17 protein-coding genes are annotated in these 18729 nt (G+C 42.9%); 16 read left to right on the top strand and 1 reads right to left on the bottom strand.

Annotation, left to right across the window (positions count from 1 at the left end; all coding sequences use genetic code 11):
* Positions 1–98 precede the first annotated feature (98 nt).
* The 11 genes from M3194_RS12390 to M3194_RS31465 all read left to right on the top strand — a co-directional run bounded on the left by M3194_RS12390 (position 99) and on the right by M3194_RS31465 (position 12149).
* A complete protein-coding gene (locus M3194_RS12390) occupies positions 99–578 on the top strand; it encodes an anthrone oxygenase family protein (protein WP_251654289.1) in 480 nt (159 codons plus the stop codon).
* Positions 579–734: 156 nt separating this feature from the next.
* Positions 735–944 (top strand): hypothetical protein, encoded by a 210-nt coding sequence (locus M3194_RS12385; protein ID WP_251654287.1) that lies wholly within the window; start codon positions 735–737, stop codon positions 942–944.
* Positions 945–1200: 256 nt separating this feature from the next.
* Positions 1201–2091, top strand: coding sequence for an endonuclease/exonuclease/phosphatase family protein (locus M3194_RS12380; protein ID WP_251654285.1), 891 nt, complete (start codon positions 1201–1203; stop codon positions 2089–2091).
* 312 nt (positions 2092–2403) lie between these two features.
* On the top strand, positions 2404–3111 hold the full coding sequence (locus tag M3194_RS12375; protein WP_251654283.1) for a copper amine oxidase N-terminal domain-containing protein: 708 nt from the start codon (positions 2404–2406) through the stop codon (positions 3109–3111).
* Positions 3112–3390: 279 nt separating this feature from the next.
* Complete coding sequence (locus M3194_RS12370) at positions 3391–4476, top strand: major royal jelly family protein (RefSeq protein ID WP_251654281.1); 1086 nt, start codon at positions 3391–3393, stop codon at positions 4474–4476.
* A gap of 260 nt (positions 4477–4736) precedes the next feature.
* Complete coding sequence (locus M3194_RS12365; RefSeq protein ID WP_251654279.1) at positions 4737–5480, top strand: SDR family oxidoreductase; 744 nt, start codon at positions 4737–4739, stop codon at positions 5478–5480.
* Positions 5481–5508: 28 nt separating this feature from the next.
* Positions 5509–6462 (top strand): helix-turn-helix transcriptional regulator, encoded by a 954-nt coding sequence (locus M3194_RS12360; protein WP_251654278.1) that lies wholly within the window; start codon positions 5509–5511, stop codon positions 6460–6462.
* Between the two features lie 2 nt (positions 6463–6464).
* Positions 6465–6806: a nuclear transport factor 2-like protein gene (locus M3194_RS12355; RefSeq protein ID WP_251654277.1), complete on the top strand. Its 342-nt coding sequence runs from the start codon at positions 6465–6467 to the stop codon at positions 6804–6806.
* A gap of 333 nt (positions 6807–7139) precedes the next feature.
* On the top strand, positions 7140–9044 hold the full coding sequence (locus M3194_RS12350) for an Ig-like domain-containing protein (protein ID WP_251654276.1): 1905 nt from the start codon (positions 7140–7142) through the stop codon (positions 9042–9044).
* A 668-nt stretch (positions 9045–9712) separates the two neighbouring features.
* Positions 9713–10183, top strand: coding sequence for an ASCH domain-containing protein (locus M3194_RS12345; RefSeq protein ID WP_251654275.1), 471 nt, complete (start codon positions 9713–9715; stop codon positions 10181–10183).
* A 436-nt stretch (positions 10184–10619) separates the two neighbouring features.
* Positions 10620–12149: a molybdopterin-dependent oxidoreductase gene (locus tag M3194_RS31465; RefSeq protein ID WP_311290609.1), complete on the top strand. Its 1530-nt coding sequence runs from the start codon at positions 10620–10622 to the stop codon at positions 12147–12149.
* 702 nt (positions 12150–12851) lie between these two features.
* Here M3194_RS31465 and M3194_RS12330 read toward each other — a convergent pair.
* The gene (locus M3194_RS12330) at positions 12852–13745 is read right to left on the bottom strand and encodes an alpha/beta hydrolase (RefSeq protein WP_251654274.1); all 894 of its coding nucleotides are present in this window, start codon (positions 13743–13745) and stop codon (positions 12852–12854) included.
* 127 nt (positions 13746–13872) lie between these two features.
* On the opposite strand from M3194_RS12330, the gene M3194_RS12325 reads away from it, so the two are divergent.
* The 5 genes from M3194_RS12325 (at position 13873) to M3194_RS12305 (ending at position 18475) form a co-directional block, all read left to right on the top strand.
* Complete coding sequence (locus tag M3194_RS12325; protein ID WP_251654272.1) at positions 13873–14844, top strand: helix-turn-helix transcriptional regulator; 972 nt, start codon at positions 13873–13875, stop codon at positions 14842–14844.
* Between the two features lie 347 nt (positions 14845–15191).
* Positions 15192–15596, top strand: coding sequence for a hypothetical protein (locus M3194_RS12320; RefSeq protein ID WP_251654271.1), 405 nt, complete (start codon positions 15192–15194; stop codon positions 15594–15596).
* Positions 15597–16128: 532 nt separating this feature from the next.
* Positions 16129–16590 (top strand): hypothetical protein, encoded by a 462-nt coding sequence (locus M3194_RS12315; RefSeq protein ID WP_251654270.1) that lies wholly within the window; start codon positions 16129–16131, stop codon positions 16588–16590.
* A gap of 237 nt (positions 16591–16827) precedes the next feature.
* Entirely contained in the window at positions 16828–17337 is a 510-nt protein-coding gene (locus M3194_RS12310; protein ID WP_251654269.1) for a hypothetical protein, read from the top strand.
* A gap of 361 nt (positions 17338–17698) precedes the next feature.
* Positions 17699–18475 carry a hypothetical protein gene (locus M3194_RS12305; protein ID WP_251654268.1) on the top strand — a complete coding sequence of 259 codons (777 nt, stop codon included), beginning with the start codon at positions 17699–17701 and terminating at the stop codon, positions 18473–18475.
* Positions 18476–18729: the final 254 nt, after the last annotated feature.

Raw genomic sequence — 18729 nt, 5'->3', positions numbered from 1 at the left:
GGGGCACATAATGAATCTAAGTCTGGGATTGGAGCCGCGGGAGTTTGTGTTCTTCGCCGAGGATGCCGCCGTTGCGGGCGCTTGGAAGGAGAATGTACATGAGTAAATGGATGCTCGGCTTGAATTTCGTCTCCGCGCTCGGATCCGGTTTGATCGCGGGCGTTTTCTTCGCCTTTTCGGCATTCGTTATGGTCTCGCTGGCCCGCATCCCATCGGAGAAGGGCATCACCGCAATGCAATCGATCAATGCCACCATTTTGAATACGCTCTTCAGCATCGTATTTATGGGGACGGCCCTGTTCACGGTGCTACTCGGTATTGGTTCTTTCTTAAAGCTTGGCGCACCTGGTACGTACTATGTTCTGACAGGCAGCCTGCTTTATTTTGCCGGCTCATTCCTCGTGACGATCTTCTTTAATGTTCCGCTCAATGACGCGTTGGCAGCTGTAACTCCCTCAAGCTCCGAAGGTGCGAGGGTCTGGCAGAATTATTTATCCCGCTGGACAGCCTGGAATCATGTGCGGACGATTGCCTCATTGGCGTCCATGGCTTGCTTTATACTCGCGGTTTGCAATTAGCGCCAATAATAAATCCGTTATTAAACAACAATAATCAAGATAAACAGCAGTAGAGTTGGCGATTGTCGACTCTGCCGCTGTTTTTTTGGATAAGCCCGAACCCTATTCTATCATTCACATACTAATAGATTAGAAGATGGGAAAGGGGGGATCATCATGGCGGTTGTTATTCCATTTCCAAATGAGTTTCGAACTTTACTTGATGAAGTTAAAGCGAAAGGCATAGTTGTCGTCATCAAGACGGTTTCAGGTGAAGAGATCATAGGCAAGGTTGTTAAAGTGAAAAAAGGCGTCGTTGTGCTTAAATTATTTAAAGCTACGATCTACGTTGCGCTTAACAAAATTACTGCAGTTATCGTACGATAACAGACAGCGAAAAAACCGCGTAGACCGCGGTTTTTTTGTTGGAGCTGAATCGGATCGCATATTGAAGGCATAGAGCAGCAAGAATCTTATAATGAAAACAACTAAAAATTACAATTCCCTTACATATGGTCCTAGTAAAAGACCATATTTACATAGAACAATCTACATCTACCAGCCTATGGAAATGTAAATCAGTATATGAAATTATAGTAGCAGATTCACCTATCTTATTGAAAACTTCGAGAGGATGTTGTGCATGCTTAAAAAGTCAGTTATTGTCTCTTCTGTTTTATTGATGTCTATGATTCCTATGTTTTCGTTAAGTAGTGAATCTTATGCTTCAGACTTTAAAAAAGGAAAAGAGACTACCATTAAAGTGATGGAGTATAATATTCATCATGCCGAAGGCATGGATGACATTCTAAATTTGAACAGAATTGGTGACGTTATTAAATCATCGGATGCTGATATCATTGGTCTGCAAGAAGTCGATAATCATTTCTCCACGCGTAGTAATTTCGAGGATCAGGCGAGATGGTTAGCCAATTACTTAGGCATGCATTACCAATTTGCTGCAAATCTTGACAATGATCCCTTAAATGCGGGGGAACCTCGTCGTCAATATGGAACAGTTATATTAAGTAAATATCCTATTCTTTCTAGCGAAAATCATTTACTTGATAATACGCACTATCCTGCAGAGCAGCGCGGTCTTGCGAAAACGGTAATTAATGTGAAGGGCAATCATATTAATTTCTACAATACTCATCTTGACAATAAAACACCTGAAGAAAGAGATATACAAGTCAACGAGATCCTGAGCATTGTAAATCAAGATAATGGAACAAGTATCTTAGTGGGAGACTTCAATGCCACACCAGATAGTCCTGAAATTATAAAAATGTCTGCGCAGTACCATGACACATTTGCGGAACTTGGTCTAAATGATGCCTATACGTCCTATTATTATTCAGACAAGCCTAATCGTCGAATCGACTACATCTATACGTCTGACGATGTAAAAATAAAAGCAGGGAAGGTTATAGACACAATCGCAGCGGATCACTTGCCCATTACGGCGGAGCTTGTTATTAATAAGAAAGACCATCCATCTCATGGTGACAACGGTCATAACCACCAGAAGTAATAAAGCAAATCGATTTTAAGCGCAACCCCTTCATTAGCCGACAAAGGAAAACAAATTGGCTTAAAAGAAAACTATCTTAAATGTGTTGCCACTTGAGGGAGAATATAGAATAATCAATAAAGCTGCAGCAGATCCTCCGATCTTTTGCAGCTTTTGTTGAAGTAACGGGCAGTAGAGTTTGTTAATCTAACGGTTACACTGCGTCTGCGTCAATCCAGCCTTACAGTTTTTAACTTCCAATGCGTAAGTATAGGTGCTAATATTTATAAAACAATTAACTTCTCGCTTTATTGTAAATTTATGGAGGTTGAAATGAAGAAAACAGTATTACTATGTGTAAGTGTAATGATTGGCGCTTTAATGATTGGTCCAATGAGTTCTTATGCCGCAAATAATGATTATGATGCATATGGCGGAGTAAACGGTTTGCTTTCTGAGGGTAGATTATATGCCCCTCTCCGTAGTATGGCGACGAATAATTTATTCAGATACGATGAACAACTTGATAAATATCTTGAAGTGAAAATAAATTGGAATCAGAAGACAAAAACTGCTTCACTAACTAAAGGCGGGAAGACTTTTAATGCTACTGTTGGTAATGGAGTATTGTTGAGAAATGGTGCGGTGTATGTACAATTTAAAGCTTTAAGTAACTTCTTCTATCCGGACGATTATATTAAATGGGATACATCTACTTTGACAGGAAATTCTGAGCACATTACGGTTTATGCTCGTCCATTGACAGATAATCAAGCATTGACTCTTGCAACAAATGCGATGTCCAAGAAGAAACACTGGATTCAATTTCATAAAAATAACGCAGAAATAGGTCTTCCTGAGTCAGAGTATATTCAATGGAATAAAAGTCTTACTAAATTTAAAGCGGTCTTTCATTCAGATGGGATTGTTGGCGATTATAACTATAGCTATGGAATTGAAACTGAGATGACTAAGAAGGTTAATGAATGGACTATTACTTCATTTCATTATTTCGATAGTACAAGGATATATTATCCTTAATCTAGCCTGGTCAAATTTTTGGCTTTTAGTTCAATCAATAAAGCTGCAGCAGATCGGAGGATCCGCTGCAGCTTTTGTTTGTTTAATTGAAGTAAAGGGCAGGTTTTAGAGGCAAAGCGTTTTAAAGTTTAACGCTTCATGCAGTTCCAACGATTCTTGCTGCGCTAGCGTTGGCGTATTACGTTTTTCGGTTAGAAAAAGTTAAGTGCCAGTCATGTTAAAAAATTTTACACATATATAGGTAATATCCAGTATGTTGGGGAGGATATCAAAAACCATATGTTACCTACTGAAAAATATTTCGGTAAGTTAGAACTCGTTTATACCTTTTATGGCGCTATGCCTACAGGCGTTAGCGTATCAGAAACCGGACGTATTTTCATTTGCTTTCCGAAATGGGGAGATGACGTTAGATTTACGGTAGCGGAAATTGTCGAGGGCAAATTGCAGCCGTATCCTAATTTAGAAACGAATGTGATAAACCCTTTGAATATTACTAAGTCCTTCATCAGTGTCCAAAGTGTAATTGCTGACGGAAGAGGAACCCTGTGGGTACTGGATACGGCAGCACCAAATTTTTCTGAGCCTATTAAAGGAGGGGCAAAATTAGTAGCCGTAGATTTAAAAACAAATACTATAAGAAAAGTATATTCGTTTGAAGAAGATGTAGTCTTGCCAACAACGTATCTAAATGACGTCCGATTTGATTTTCGTGTTGGTAAATCAGGTTACGCCTATATAACGGATTCTTCTTCAAAAGGTCCAGGCGCTATAATAGTCGTGAATTTAGAAAATGGACATGCGTTTAGACGGTTAAATGGAGCAAATTCAACATCCCCTGATCCGTATTTTGTACCAAAAGTGGAAGGTCAAATTTTGATGAATCGAAACGCAGACGGTTCGACATCTCCCTTTCGATTGGCCTCTGATGGTCTAGCGATTTCCCCTGACGGTAAAATTATATTTTTTTGTCCATTAACCAGTCGTCATCTATACTCGATCTCGGCAGAAGCCCTAAGAGACAGAACGATACCGGATTACAAATTAAGTAATCACGTGAAGTATTGGGGAGAGAAAGGTGCGTCCGATGGAATGATAACCGATGCAAAAGGAAACGTATATGCTGGAGACTATGAAAACGATAGTATTAGAAAGATATGGCCGAATGGAATAATGGAAACCATCGCACATGATCCGATAATCTTATGGCCGGATACTTTTTCTATTGGTCCGGATCAACATTTATATGTTATTGTGAACCAACTACATCGGCAGGCAAGATTTCATTATGGAAAAGACCTGCGACAAAAGCCTTATAGTTTGCTCCGTATTAAAATTGATGAATTACCTGCTCCTACATTTTGATATTCATTATACAAAAGTTGATTTTACGGGAGACTATAGTTCAACAATCCAGGAGCAGTTTGCCGCCGCGGCAGCTGCTCTTTTTGTCGTTAAGCTATTGGGCAGTTTCTATACACACGAGAATTAGTATCAATTCTCTATAATAAACTCACCTAACCAATTTTATAATATGACACACTGTTGTCTAATTATAATGGTTATTATAACAATGTGATTGCTAATAGACGCAGTACACCGTTGAAAAATGGAGGAGAGAGAGAATGGAGAATATTCAATCGAAAGTTGTAATTATAACAGGAGCATCTAGCGGTATCGGGCAAGCGACTGCGAAACTTCTGGCTAAATACGGAGCAAAAGTTGTACTGGCAGCAAGACGAGAAGAACGGCTGGTGGCAATTGCTGAGCAAATAAAGCAGAGCGGGGGCAGCGCTATCTATGCCAAAACGAACGTTGCTTCGGCAGAAGATATGCGCAAGCTGGCTGAATATGCCGTGCAGCAATACGGACAAATCGATGTGTTGATTAACAATGCCGGAATAATGCCACTTTCGTTTCTTCGCGAATTAAAGATTGAGGAATGGGACAATATGGTGGACATAAATATCAAGGGCGTTTTGTATGGTATCGCGGCTGTCTTGCCTAAGATGAGAGAGCGAAAGTCGGGACATATCATTACCGTTTCATCGGTCTCCGGTTATCAGGTAGATCCTACGGCCGCTGTATACAGCGCAACTAAATTTGCTGTTAGAGCGATCTCTGAAGGGGTACGCCAGGAAGAAGGGCCAGCCTCCAACATTCGCACGACGATTGTGTCTCCAGGCGTTACTTCTACGGAATTAACGGAGTCCATCAGCAATGATGAAATTAAAGGCTGGGTGGATCAAATGAACCACTTCGCCATTTCGCCTGACAGCATCGCCAGAGCGATCGCATTTGCCATTAATGAACCTGGCGATACCAGCGTCAACGAAATGATTGTTCGACCTACCGTTCAACCATCCTAACGTCTAATTCTTTAAGAGGTGAAGTGCTATGGCCGTTGGCCGGCTATTTGAAATTCTGTATATCCTTTTGAAAAAGAATACGGTAACGGCTGGCGAACTGGCTGAGCATTTCGAGGTATCCACTCGTACCATTTACCGCGATATCGATACGCTAAGTGCCTCCGGCATTCCGGTATATGCGAGTAAAGGCAAAGGCGGAGGGATTTCACTGTTAGAAGGCTACTCTTTTCATGCTTCTATGTTGACGGATAGGGAGCAAGAAGATATTATGGCCGCGCTGCAGAGTCTAGCCGCAGCGAATTATCCTGACATTCAAGCCGTGCTGCATAAGATGGGACTGTTGTTTAAAAAAGACGGCAGTCACTGGCTTGAAGTAGACTTCTCGCCATGGGGAAGCGGAGATCAGCTGCGCCAGCTCTTTCCGCAGCTACGCCTCGCCATTACTGATTGCCGTCTCATTCAATTCCGCTATTACAGCAGCACAGGCCGCGAGAGCTTGCGACAAGCAGAGCCCGTCCAGCTTCTGTTCAAAAGCAAATCTTGGTATCTCGCTGCTTACTGTTTGACAAGCGATGGACACCGAGTTTTTAAAATTAACCGGATGAAGGATGTTGTCGTCACGGATAAAGTCTTTGAGCCTAGAACGGCTGTTGCAGCAATTGAATTAGCCGAGGAACATGCGGTTAACGAAACGGTGCAAGTAACGATTACGTTATCAGCCAAAAGCGCTTACAGGGTGTATGATGAATTTGACGATGCCTCCATTACTGTAAATGAAGACGGATCCTACACTATCTCAGCCGAGCTCCCGGAGGGAGCGTGGCTGAACGGTTATTTGCTCTCCTTTGGGAACTTGCTTGAACAGGTAGAACCTCAGCGTGTTAGGCGCAACTTGATGGCACAGCTGGATACGATTAGATATAGATTAGATTCGGCTCAACAGGGCAACAGCCCTGTTTGTGCTGATAACAAGGAGGAATAGCGATGAAAGAATTGGACTTACCTGCAGCTGTAATCGAATACTTGGAAGCTTCAAATCGGCATGATATTGAGAGCTATGTTCGATCTTTCTCCGACAACGCCCAAATTGAAGAAGTTTCTCTGGGCCATACCCTTGTAGGCAAGGAGATTGAAAACTACTTTGTAACTTACTTTGTGAGAACGAATACACATACGGATATTATTGAATATACCATTAACGAAGAAGTCGTAAATATGCGTGTATGGTTCAAAGGCGATTTTGCCGGTAATGAAGTCGTTGGGCTGTATACCTTCTTTCTAAATAATGGTCGGATTGAAAAATTGAAATGCGATCTGGCTTATTAGCAAAGGGCATTAGTCTAGATGTGTAGACATGGGAATCAGAGGGGAACTATTGGAGCAAATGCGGCGATGAGAGGTAGAACCACTAAACTGATTGGAGACGAGCTCAAAGAGACGAGCAGACGAGAGGTTCTTGTCGTCAGCTTTTGACAAGAACTCCAACGGGCATCTTTGTTTTTGGTTAATTGGAACCAGAAGGAAAAGTAGACTAAAAAGCGCATCGTATTCTCCACTTAATCAGGCGAATATACTCATAGCTCTTTATAAACCTCCTGTGATACATTATGGGCGTCATATAACGTTGCGGCGATCTGTCGCACAGGAGGGTAAACTTTTATGAAATTATGGCGAAACAAGGCGTGGCTTTCCCTATGTCTCACGGCAAATTTAATGCTTCCAACGATGACTTACGCGGATGCGGGTGCTCCTCCAGCCAACCTGATTGAGGTCTATCAGACCGACGGGCAACTGCTCGATTTCAACGCGGAGAAGGCACTGGTCTACAAAGAGCAAAGTCAGAAGGTGCTGATTGAACAATTGGATGGGAGCGCATCATTAGAGATTGCAACAGGTATTACAACGAAGCCGGATAAGGCAGCGCTTACGGAGGAGGGGGCTATTTTTCACCTGCCGGGAGTGAATGGGGAATCGAAGGAATATCGAAACGGTACGCTTCAGAGCCTACAAGCTTATTATTGGACGGTCAACGGTCCTTATGTAGCCTATTATGACAGCTCTGGAACAGACGGTTCTCTGGAAGAGCCAGGGACGAACGGACTGCGCTTGCGCCATGGCAATACGGTGGAGACGATTGTTAACCCGGTCAATCATTATTCACCGCTTGGTGAGGCAGAGATTCTGGATGATGGTACTGTTCTATATTCCTATGTGGAGCAATTGTTCAGTTACAAGGATGGTATAAGCACCGCCTTGACGGAAGCACCGGAATATCCAAGCGAGATGGAGATAGATAACAATAACATAGAGGCGGAAGGCCATACCATTCTCTATCTTAACTACAATCCTGAACCTGTCATTTCTCTAATAACCGATACGGAATCCATTCCGTTATCCGGCCCTTATTTAGATATCGTAGGTTCCTATGCAAATGTTCTTAAGCAGCAGAATCTTGCTACCGTAGGGGGATGGGCCGCATTTCCGCGATTAGATGAAGAACAGCAAGTCACGCTGTGGCTGCGCTCGCCAGCAGGGGAAGTGGAGAAGATTGGTTCGGGCAGAGCTGGGTATAAACTTCAAGCGCTGTCCCCTGCGGGAGATGTGGTCTATAGTCTAACGGAGGCAGGTTCGACCCATTACTACCTTAACCGCGCTGACGCGGCGGGAGGAACACGGGCCGAAGTGGAAGTTCCATCAGGCGGGGCGAGATGGCTGAATAACAGCTGGTGGTTCTGGTCGGATACAAGCGTGTCCAAGCTGTCCGAGGGAGAACCTTCGTTAGTATCATTGACTGCCGCACCTGAAGAGCTGAACCTGCTGGTTGGCGAGGAGCAGCAGCTTGTTATAACTGCTGACTATGCCGGTGGTCAGACGAAAGAGGTAACGGAAGACAGCGGGTATGTATCATCAGATCCAGCGGTTGCAACGGTAATTCCTGGCGGATTCGTAAAGGGCATTGCAGCAGGGAGCGCCCAGATTACCGCGTCCTTTGGAGGGAAGCAAGTGACGGTAGCTGTAATGGTAGCGAATGCTGCTCCTACAGTAGAGCTGTTGTACTTCACCCCAAGTGAGCTTCATACCGAGATCGGCGTGAGTAAGACTTTCCAGCTGTATGCAGAATACAGTGACGGAACGGAGAAGAATGTCACTGCCGAAGCTATTTTAACCTCTTCCAACTCTTCTGTTGCAGCCCTGACTTCGGCATTGAATGGGGTTATAGGAATTTCAATGGGCTCGGCGGTCATCAACGCTTCCTTCGAGGGAGCAACAGCTGCGCTGGCGGTGAACGTAGCGGCTCCTGCCGGTTATGTGAAGAAGCTATACACCCTCGGCAATAAGTGGAAGCTGTCGGTAGGGGATTCGCGAGACATGCTGGTATATGCAGAATACAGCAACGGAGACTGGGACGATGTCTCGAATTGGGCTGCCTATAGCTCCTCTAACCCTGCAGTTGCAAGCGTAGATACTGATGGCAAAGTACGGGCGTTATCCCCAGGAGTTGCCTACGTAACGATTACGTTTAATGGTGTTCAGAAGCTCGTTAAGATTAAAGTGTTAGTCTAGTTAGAATGTATACTTAGCCTAAATCGATTATGGAGGGACTCTTAGTTTAAGATAGAAACAAACAACAAGCAAACAAACCATCATTCTTATTCGAATGATGGTTTGTTTGCTTCCTTGGCGAGTTGTCGGGTGACTAGAACATCCCTTTAAAGGCTGCGGGACGCAAAACTCAACTTTCGAAAACGTAATTAGATAAGGGCGCGCATATCGGGAGTGGACGTGCTTATGTATCTAATTCCGCTCAAGCCACACTTGACAAAAACCGAGTATATAGCATAGGAGATTGTTCATTCGGTTTACGAGCATAATTATAAAGATTTTATTGTAGAACTTAATCAGTTATTAGGGGATACTTTTTTAGGTTTATCTTATGAAGAAGAGCGTAAGATTAGCTTTTGGCTAAGATTATTCGGATTAAACGAAGGTTGTGTATTTTAGAGAACATCCTCAGCTATTCGGAAACTTTGGTTTAGCGGTAAAATTGAGCCTAGCGTATTAGCTGCATTACTTAGAAATGACCTGATACCAGATGATCAACAGGAAGAAGCAATAGTGAGTTTTGTTATTTCCAATCAGCGTGTATTTCCAGAATTCATTTAGGAAGAAGAAATGAATATAAATGTTTGGGGAATAGTAATTCATTATGAACAGTAATGGAGCGTAGAGGAATGAAAGTATTATCCATGATTCAACCATGGGCGACTCTGCTTGTCCAAGGCGAGACTCTCTATGAAACAAGATCCTGGAAGACCCGGCATCGCGGACCGTTGGCCATTCATGCAAGCCAGAAAGTCGATAAGCAGGCCTGCAAATATGAACCCATACGTTCTTTACTCGCCAAGAATGGCTACACGGAACAAAACCTCCCTACGGGGGTTATCCTTGCAACTTGCGAGCTTACAAATTGTTATCAAGTCATCGACATTAATCATACGTCAGCCATTCTCGATTGCGGGAAGGTTGTGACGGGTGAGGACTTCCTGTTAGGCGATTACAGTCCAGGTTATTTTGCGTGGGAAATAGCGGGTTTCCGTCTGCTGAAGCCCTATATTCCAGTGAAGGGAAAACTGGGACTATGGGAATATCCGATAGACGAAGACAAAGACAGTAGTCGGGTGACAAAAACATTATCTCATTAAAGGCCGCGAAAAATTCGCGGCTTTTTATAGTTGTGGGATCAAGTTCTTGTCAAAACCAAATGACAAGAACTTGATCCCATTTCCGAAATTGACAAGAACTTAATCTCATTCCCGACGGTTTGCAGGGATGATTCCGCGATCCAAGGCAGCACAAACGCACCGGCCGCAATGATGAATGTCCAAAATGAAATATTTGATTTTATATGTTGCTTCTCCTCGAGAACGCGCTCTCCCACGGCATGGAGTTGAGTCTCCGTCCGTCGGAGAACCGGATCGAGGGCAAATGAGAAGACGGTCGGATGCTGCTGAGATCCGCGACAACGGCTTGTAAATCCAGATGACGAAATCTTGTTAGATGGTTAAAATTACGTATCTTTGCTAAAAATAAATTCTAGAGCTGTTCTGTTTATATTTAGCTGAAGAGGTGGATTTGTTCATGCGCGACATTCATTTGGTTCCAGTTTCCTATTTCCCATCAGAAAATCTTGAATTCCCCATGGTTGCTAACCTCCAAACCATTACACCGAATCAATTATTTTACGTAAGAAATCATTTTGAATACCCGACAATCGATATGAACACCTGGTACCTTTCAATTGAAGAATTAGTGGATCAACCAATTAAATTTACGTATGCTGATTTGAAAAACATGCATAAGGTCACGCTGTCAGCTACCCTAGAGTGTGCAGGAAACAAACGTTCGTTATTTGAAAGGAAAGCACAAGGTAACCAATTCAAGCTCGGTGCGATAAGCAACGCGATTTGGGGAGGCGTTCGACTGAAGGATGTATTAGACCAAGCAGGAGTATCCCCAAGTGCGACTGAGATTGTTTTTGAAGGATTGGATTACGGCCACCGAAATGACATGGATGGACAGGTATTTTTCAAAAGAAGTCTTCCTGTTGCCAAGGCACTTCACCCAGATACTTTATTGGCTTACGAAATGAATGGTGAACCGCTCTCCGATAAACATGGTTTTCCAATAAGACTAATTGTGCCTGGATGGTATGCAGTTGCATCTGTTAAATGGCTGCATAGGATCAGAGTTGTAGATCAGCCATTCAAGGGACCGTTCCAAAGTATAGATTATGTCATTCTAAAAAAAGCAAACGACTACAAACATGCACAACCGTTATCACCAGTTTTAATCAATTCAACGATAGCCTCTCCTACAGAAGAGGAAGAGTTGGCTGTTGGCACCAACGTGGTACAAGGCTATGCTTGGGCTGGTGAGCATTCCGTAACGAAAGTAGAGATTAGCACAGATGGCGGGACGCTCTGGACTGAAGCAAACATACTTGATCCTGATGTTCCCTATTCATGGAGGAGATGGTCTTTTGCGTGGGATGCGCAAAAACCAGGGCAATACACGATTATGAGCAAGGCAACGAACGATCATGGAGAAGTTCAACCGCTAAAGGCTGAGTGGAATGTAAAAGGTTACCAAAATAACGCCATCCACGCCGTAAATGTTCATGTGACAGCCCCTAACTTGGTAAATTCATCAAATAATATTCTGCAGGAAACAAAACAACAAGGAGTGTTTGAGTTGCTTACATTGGAGATTGCGAAACAATTGCTCGAGGTTGCGGAACAGAAAGCTCGTCAAATGGGACTCGCCTTCGATATCGCAATCGTCGACGCCGGGGCGAACTTGGTCGCCTTCCACCGGATGGACTATGCCCGGATCGCCGGGATCGAAATCTCCAAGGGGAAGGCCTGGACGAGTGTAGCCATGCAAATGCCCACGGCTAACTTAGCCCAGTCGGCGCTTCCCGGCGGTCAACACTATGGGGTCAACACGACAAACCAAGGGAGAGTCACCATCTTGGGAGGCGGTATACCACTCGTTCACGAAGGCATGACCGTCGGCGGTATCGGCGTCGCCGGAGGCACCATGGAGCAAGACATGGAAGTGGCCAATGCCGCCGTTCAAGCGTTCGCCGCTGTAGTAGGAATGAAATAGCAGTACAACAGAGACAATTTTACCGCCTTGAAAGAATTGAGATGCCGCGGCAATACATTGATTGTCGGACGACAAGAACATCTATTCAACGGAAGCCGCATACACTGTGGCTTTTTTGTTTTAAGTATAGAAGTTCTTGTCGTGAGCTCAAGACAAGAACTTCTATACATAACCGTATTAGGACAAGAACTTCTATACAAAGCCGGTGGCCAATAAGGTAGCACGTATAAGTTTTTTACATGAGCAATTAATTTTGACTGCACGTTCTCTCACTCTCTAAATATTCGAGGTAATTAAGAGGGGATACTCGGCAAATTAGACCGGTATTTCGCTTTGAATTGCGACTGGATAACGGGGTATCTGTTTTCCAAAATCACCATTTTTTATGGTCTATTTTATTTCCCGTTTAACCTTTACTAAATCATATTTTTTCACTGAAATTTTAAGTGCGAAGAACATGAAAGTCAGGAGAATACTAGAAAATCGTGCCGGTAAGTGATAACACTGAGTTAAATTGAAAACGCAATATTTGTAATATTATGACGAAAATGTTAATCCGAGTTCATGCGTGGAACAAACCAATGAACTTCGACCTGATAAGATAACGAAATAGAACCAGCAATTTAATAAGAAGAGCCATCTGAATATGATGGCTCTTCTTATTAAATGTTTTCAACATTCGTATTCGTTAGGATCAAATGTTCATCTGAGATACTGTGTGATGAAGAACGCAGCACGGTCCAGGGCTTGATCAGCTTCATCGAGAATACCAGTGAACGCCTGGAAAACATGCGGGACGTCGGCAGTAACGTCAAGGATTACATCCACACCGGCTGCCCGTGCACGGTCAGCTAACTGCGTGGAATCGTCAAGAAGTAGCTCGTTCGTCCCGACCTGTAGTAGGAGTGGTGGGAATCCGGTAAGATCGGCGAACCTGGCGGGGCTCACGAGTTCATGATTCGGATCCTGTCCGGCTAGGTACATCGTATCCGTTAATGTAAAGCCCTCACGAGTGAAGAATGGGTCGATCCCCATTTTGCTATCCATACTTGTTCCGGAGCGCGTCTTATCCACCCCCGGCGAGAAAGCCACTACTGCTGCTGGCATCGGCAGACCTGCGTCCCGTGCCATCAGGCAAGCCGAGACAGCAATACCGCCGCCGGCAGAGTCTCCAGCAAACGCAATAGACGCCGCCTCAACTCCGTTGTCCAGAAGCTCACGATAGGCGGCGAGAGCATCGTCAAGAGCTGCAGGAAACGGATGTTCCGGAGCAAGTCGATAATCGAGAGAGACGGACCGGATACGGGTTTTGTTCACCAGATTTGCGGTAACGGACATGGCAGTGTAGGGGGAACCCGCAATATACGAGCCGCCATGGAAATAGAGGATGATTCCTGGGCGGGCATCCTGTTCAGGGTCAACGGTCACACTGGGCCGATTACCCAGGGTCGTCGGCGTGGTTCGAATGCCGTCAGGTACCTTCATCGTTGCCATCAAGGCAGCGAAGTTCGCGCGCATCTCCTCGACGCTTTTCGGCTTGGTGGGCTTGGGACTCCGCAGTATTTCATCCAGATTCTTACGCTGTTCTCTACTCATATGTTGTTCTCCTTCTCCTTATTTAATCGTTTTCTACCGTAATCACTCCCGGCGATCCGGCTTATTCATAGTGTATAATATAATTGTGACAAAGCCTGTCACTATATTTTTGGGGGAGGTGAATATAATGGGAAAGTCGAGACGCCTGATTGAATTGATGATGGCAGTAAATCGGAAGCGGAAATTCACCGTCAAAGAGCTTGCTGAAGAATTTGGTGTGTCTACCCGAACCATGCTGCGTGATTTGCAGGAGCTGAGTGGAATGGGAGTGCCATTATACTCTCAGGTTGGTGCAGGAGGTGGATATCAAGTTCTTGCAGAGCGAAGCCTTCCACCGATTTCATTTACGGAGAATGAGGCATTCTCAATATTTTTTGCTTCCCATGCTCTTCGACACTTTAGTTCACTGCCCTTCAAGGCATCTGCAGAATCCGCACTTCGGAAGTTTTACAGGTATTTATCGGAAGATGTGAAACGTCAGATAGATGAGATGCGACATCGTGTTGACTTCTTTACGCAAACCCGCCAAGAACGAGCCGACTACCTTGAGATATTGCTCCAAGCATCCATTAGAAGGTTGCCCGTGACAATTAATTATGGAATTCGGGAGAATGAGATCAATCAAAGAACGATTCAACCCATCGGTATATATGCCCATGAGGGATATTGGTTTTGCCCAGCCTACTGCTATCTACGAAAAGCCTACCGATTGTTTCGGGCAGATCGGATACGGTCAGCCGTTTTGGCGGATGCGGAAGCGTTAACGACTACAGTGGATGTTTCAGAGGTGGATTTAACGAACTGGGGTCTTCATTTCTACACCAAAGAAGAAAGCGTAGATGTCAAAGTGAAATTAACAGCAAAAGGGATTGAGTTATTCCGAGATAAGTGCTGGATTTTCCCTTGGGGAGAAGTACATAGTTCCGATAACGGCACAGGCATACTAGAGATGGGTATTTCCCCCTCAGAAATACTATTCTTTGCTGAATATTTCTTTTCGTTCGGCGCTGAAGCGGTCGTGCTCCAACCAGAAGAATTAAGAGAAGCTATCAGAAGGAAGTTGGTCCGTACTCTCGAAAAGTATAATGTCCCAAAATAAAAAGATTTTCGTCTTCAAGAGAAAGATTCGACCGAGCTGAGATTGCAGGATATGCTATTGAATTTTTTTATGTCGGACGACAAGAACATCTATACAACGGAAGCCGCATAAACTGTGGCTTTTTTGTTTTAAGTATAGAAGTTCTTGTCGTGAGCTCAAGACAAGAACTTCTATACAAAGCCGTATTAGGACAAGAACTTCTATACAGCCCCGTGATCCCTTTAAAAGCACGATTTTATTAAGGGCAGGATAGCTTAATAACTTAACGAATACTTCAGTGAGTGTTAATATTCATAAAATCCTTAAATACGTTCTAAGAGATATTGGTATTAAGGAGGAATATGGTTGTGAAACCCAATTATCATGATATGGGCATGTCTATTAGTATGGGAAAGCAATTGCGAAGTTTCGTTGAAGAACAACTAATTAATGACTTATTGTATTATCACAAATTTATAGGTGAACTACGTTTTGATTGGTCTGACAGTTGTGTTGAAGGCGAAGATCTAACATATTTAGATGGAACATTAGACAGGTTTTCAGGCATTATGATCTTTAGTTCTAACGATGAACCAGTTGCTGATGGTTGGATGAATTTTGTATTTCTAAGCGAAACTAATCAATTAATAGTTTACTGGAAATATCTAAACATTTATGTTGGTGATAAAGAGATCGATGCAATAAATAGTCAAGAGTTAGAGAATCATGTCCAAGTAATAATAGATCAAATAAAAGGCAAGACACCATTTTAAGACATCGGTGCATCCTGCAAAGTTCATTCAACTAACGAGGAACTTTAGTTGAATAATGATGACACAGCGGCAGCCTGCAGCTGATCTTGTTCAAAAAGATGGGGGAAAGTAATTGGTGGGGTCATTATGGGAAGGCTGGGATGCCTTTTACATTATACTGTTATATTTTGTAGCTCCTATTCTTGTTCCGATACTTATAATTATTATTATTGTACTCTGCCTTAAATATTTTAGAAAATGAGGCAAATCCAATATCAGTATATCCGTAGGTAATTAAACAAACGAAGAACTTTAATTCAAATCACAAGAGCTGCAGCGGATCGGAGGATCCACTGCAGCTCTTGTTGAAGTAAAGGGCAGTTTACTTCCAAACCGTGGTAGAATAATGGTGGACTTTAACAAGTATATAGGGGGCTAGCACTTGAATTATAAGTGTTGCATATGTAAGCAAAAGATAACATCGGAAGATAGACAACTAGATAACCTTAACCCGTGCTCTTTGAGGATAACTACAAATTTCGATGGAACTAGCTTGGAGCAAAAAGAACAAACCTTCTTTTGTCATTTTCAATGTTTCAAGGAACTCTACGGTGATGACTCCACTTTTTATCTGGAACATATACCAACAGCATTAGAATCTATTCTTGAGAATGATCGGTTGTTAAATCAAGTAGAGGAATTAAGCCAGTATTTATCTCAAATGGGTGAAGAATCGGACTTATGGAATGTCCTTTTCGATAAACCATCAGGAACTTGGTTGCAATTACTTGATTTGTACAGGGGTAATTCAGATATAGAGCTTAAGCTTATTGAGGTACAAGATGAGTTGTCCGCTAAGTTGCTTATTATGTGGAATGAAGATTACTCAAGCCACCAGAGAAGTGCCAATTGCATATGGCGAGTGGTCTTGATTACAACTGAGCATTATGAATTTCCGTGCTCATTACTAATTGGAAGGCCTAAAGGTAACCAATCAAATCATTCGATTTATTAAACTAAAGGAGAACGTTAGTTCCATAAAACCAGGTACAGCTGTCGGCAAGCATCGGCAGCTGTTTTTCTTGTGGTTATAGGGCGAATAAAAGGGAATATTAGTACAAAAATCGGACGATCTTCAAATGTGTAGGGCGTGATCACATTATTTATTGATCATAACGAAGCAAAAACAGTGTGGTATTCAACTTGAAGTGCCGCCATATTTTCAGTAATAACAACGGAGGAGTAGAGCAATGTGTTTAAAAAGATAATAATTGCGCTATCACTAGTGTTACTTCTAAATTCGAGTGTTGTCTATGCCGGAGATCCCTATCCAAACCATTCAAAGCTTAGAAACGATATTACAATGTTTGAGCAGAAAGTAAGTCAGCATGTACTTATTCCAACCTGGTTACCACCTAAGTACAAACCGATTTTCGCCCGCATAACACGCAAGACGCATCTCACAATTACATATTCTCAGGGGTGGGAAATACACGACGGAGAAATCGAACTACAAGTGAATAGTAAATCCGAAATAAAGGAAACTCACTTATCCAAAATCAAGCTTGAGAACGGCACAACAGCTTATTTCAAAGAAGAACGCCTGGAAGGTCCATTCGATAATGTCCCTTTTGATGGCGACTATGTGAGATTGTATTTTTACGACAACAATCTTTTGTACACGCTTGGTATGGGGTCGAAAGCAATAAATACGGCTAAAATGAAACGGATTCTTATCAAAATAGCAAATTCAATGACTTGAGCTAACTGGGAACTTTAGTTGAATAATGATGACACGGCTGAAGCCTGCAGCTGATCTTGCTCAAAAAAGATGGGGAGGATAGTAATTGGTAGGGTCATTATGGGAAGGCTGGGATGCCTTTTACATCATATTGTTATATTTATAGCTCCTATTCTTGTACCGATACTTATAATAATTATTATTGCATTCTGCCTTAAATATTTTAGAAAATAAGGCATTTCCGATATCAGTGTTATCCGTAGGTAATTAAACAAACGGGGAACTTTAGTTAAATAAAGATAGCACAGCAGCTCAAACATGATGAGCCTAACCGCAACATAAAGTTCAGTAAACACGTCAAAAAAGTTTGAGGTGGTTATCAATGAGATGGATGAAATATCTGGGGAAAATTTCGTATCTACTTCTTTTTATAATGTTGGTTGCCAACTGTGGTACGACGGACAAAGAAGAAGGGACACCAAAATCTCAGGCTGCTGGTACTGAACCAGTCCCGAAGAAAGCAGTGGAACCGTGCATGGCAGAAATCGATTGGGTAGATTTCCTAATGATCAACAACATTAAATATTATCAAAACTACGACGGAACCAAGGCTGTAACAGAGGAACAACTCGGTGATAAGTTAGGCGAGGTCTCTTATATGTTAAACGATCATGCCTGTACTGATCATGTGGAGAAGAACGGGGATGCGGCATTTCTTCCGATTGGTACCGTTGTCTACGCTCTGAAGGGATACAAGTCAGAATTTCGTGTCGTTGCCAATAACAAGATTTATGAAGTAAAAGATAATTTGAAAGCTGCGACTATGGGAGAACTATTAGACATAGAAGGAAAAGTAGAAAAAATTAGCCTAGAAAGCAGCGAAGACGGCAGTCCGATCGGTGACTTCGGCAAGGAGGCATCCACAGAATTCGTTCACGAGCTTTTGAATCTGGAGAATGTTGGATTCAATGCGGTTTATGAAAAAACAAAACATGAAGCTGGTATTTTCCTGCGTGTACACCTTCATGATGGTACATCCTTTCGGATGGTCTACTATCCAAAAGCAAACGGTTTTACGGCAGGCGCTTTCGGGTCGGAAAAACTGAGAATGTTAATCATGTCCCAACGAGAACAAATTAAATCAGCAGCGGGATTATAAGGTGGAGTGAGACTTATACTGTCGAATGATTTTTGAAGACAACCATTGTTGAACTAACGGGGAACTATAGTTCAATCAACAAAGCTGCAGCGGATCGGAGGATCTACTGCAGCTTTGTTGAAGTAAAGGGCAGCATTCCTATAATGAAGAAATACGAGGTTTGAGAAACAAAAAGACTCCTTGGTATGATGTATGAGGGTCCCAGATGCTCGCCAGCGACCGGATCCAAATACAAACCAAGGAGACTACAAAAT

It is taken from the genome of Paenibacillus glycanilyticus, from assembly GCF_023715145.1.
GTDB classification, from domain to species: Bacteria; Bacillota; Bacilli; order Paenibacillales; family Paenibacillaceae; genus Pristimantibacillus; species Pristimantibacillus glycanilyticus_A.
This window is presented reverse-complemented; position numbering and strand designations above follow the sequence as displayed.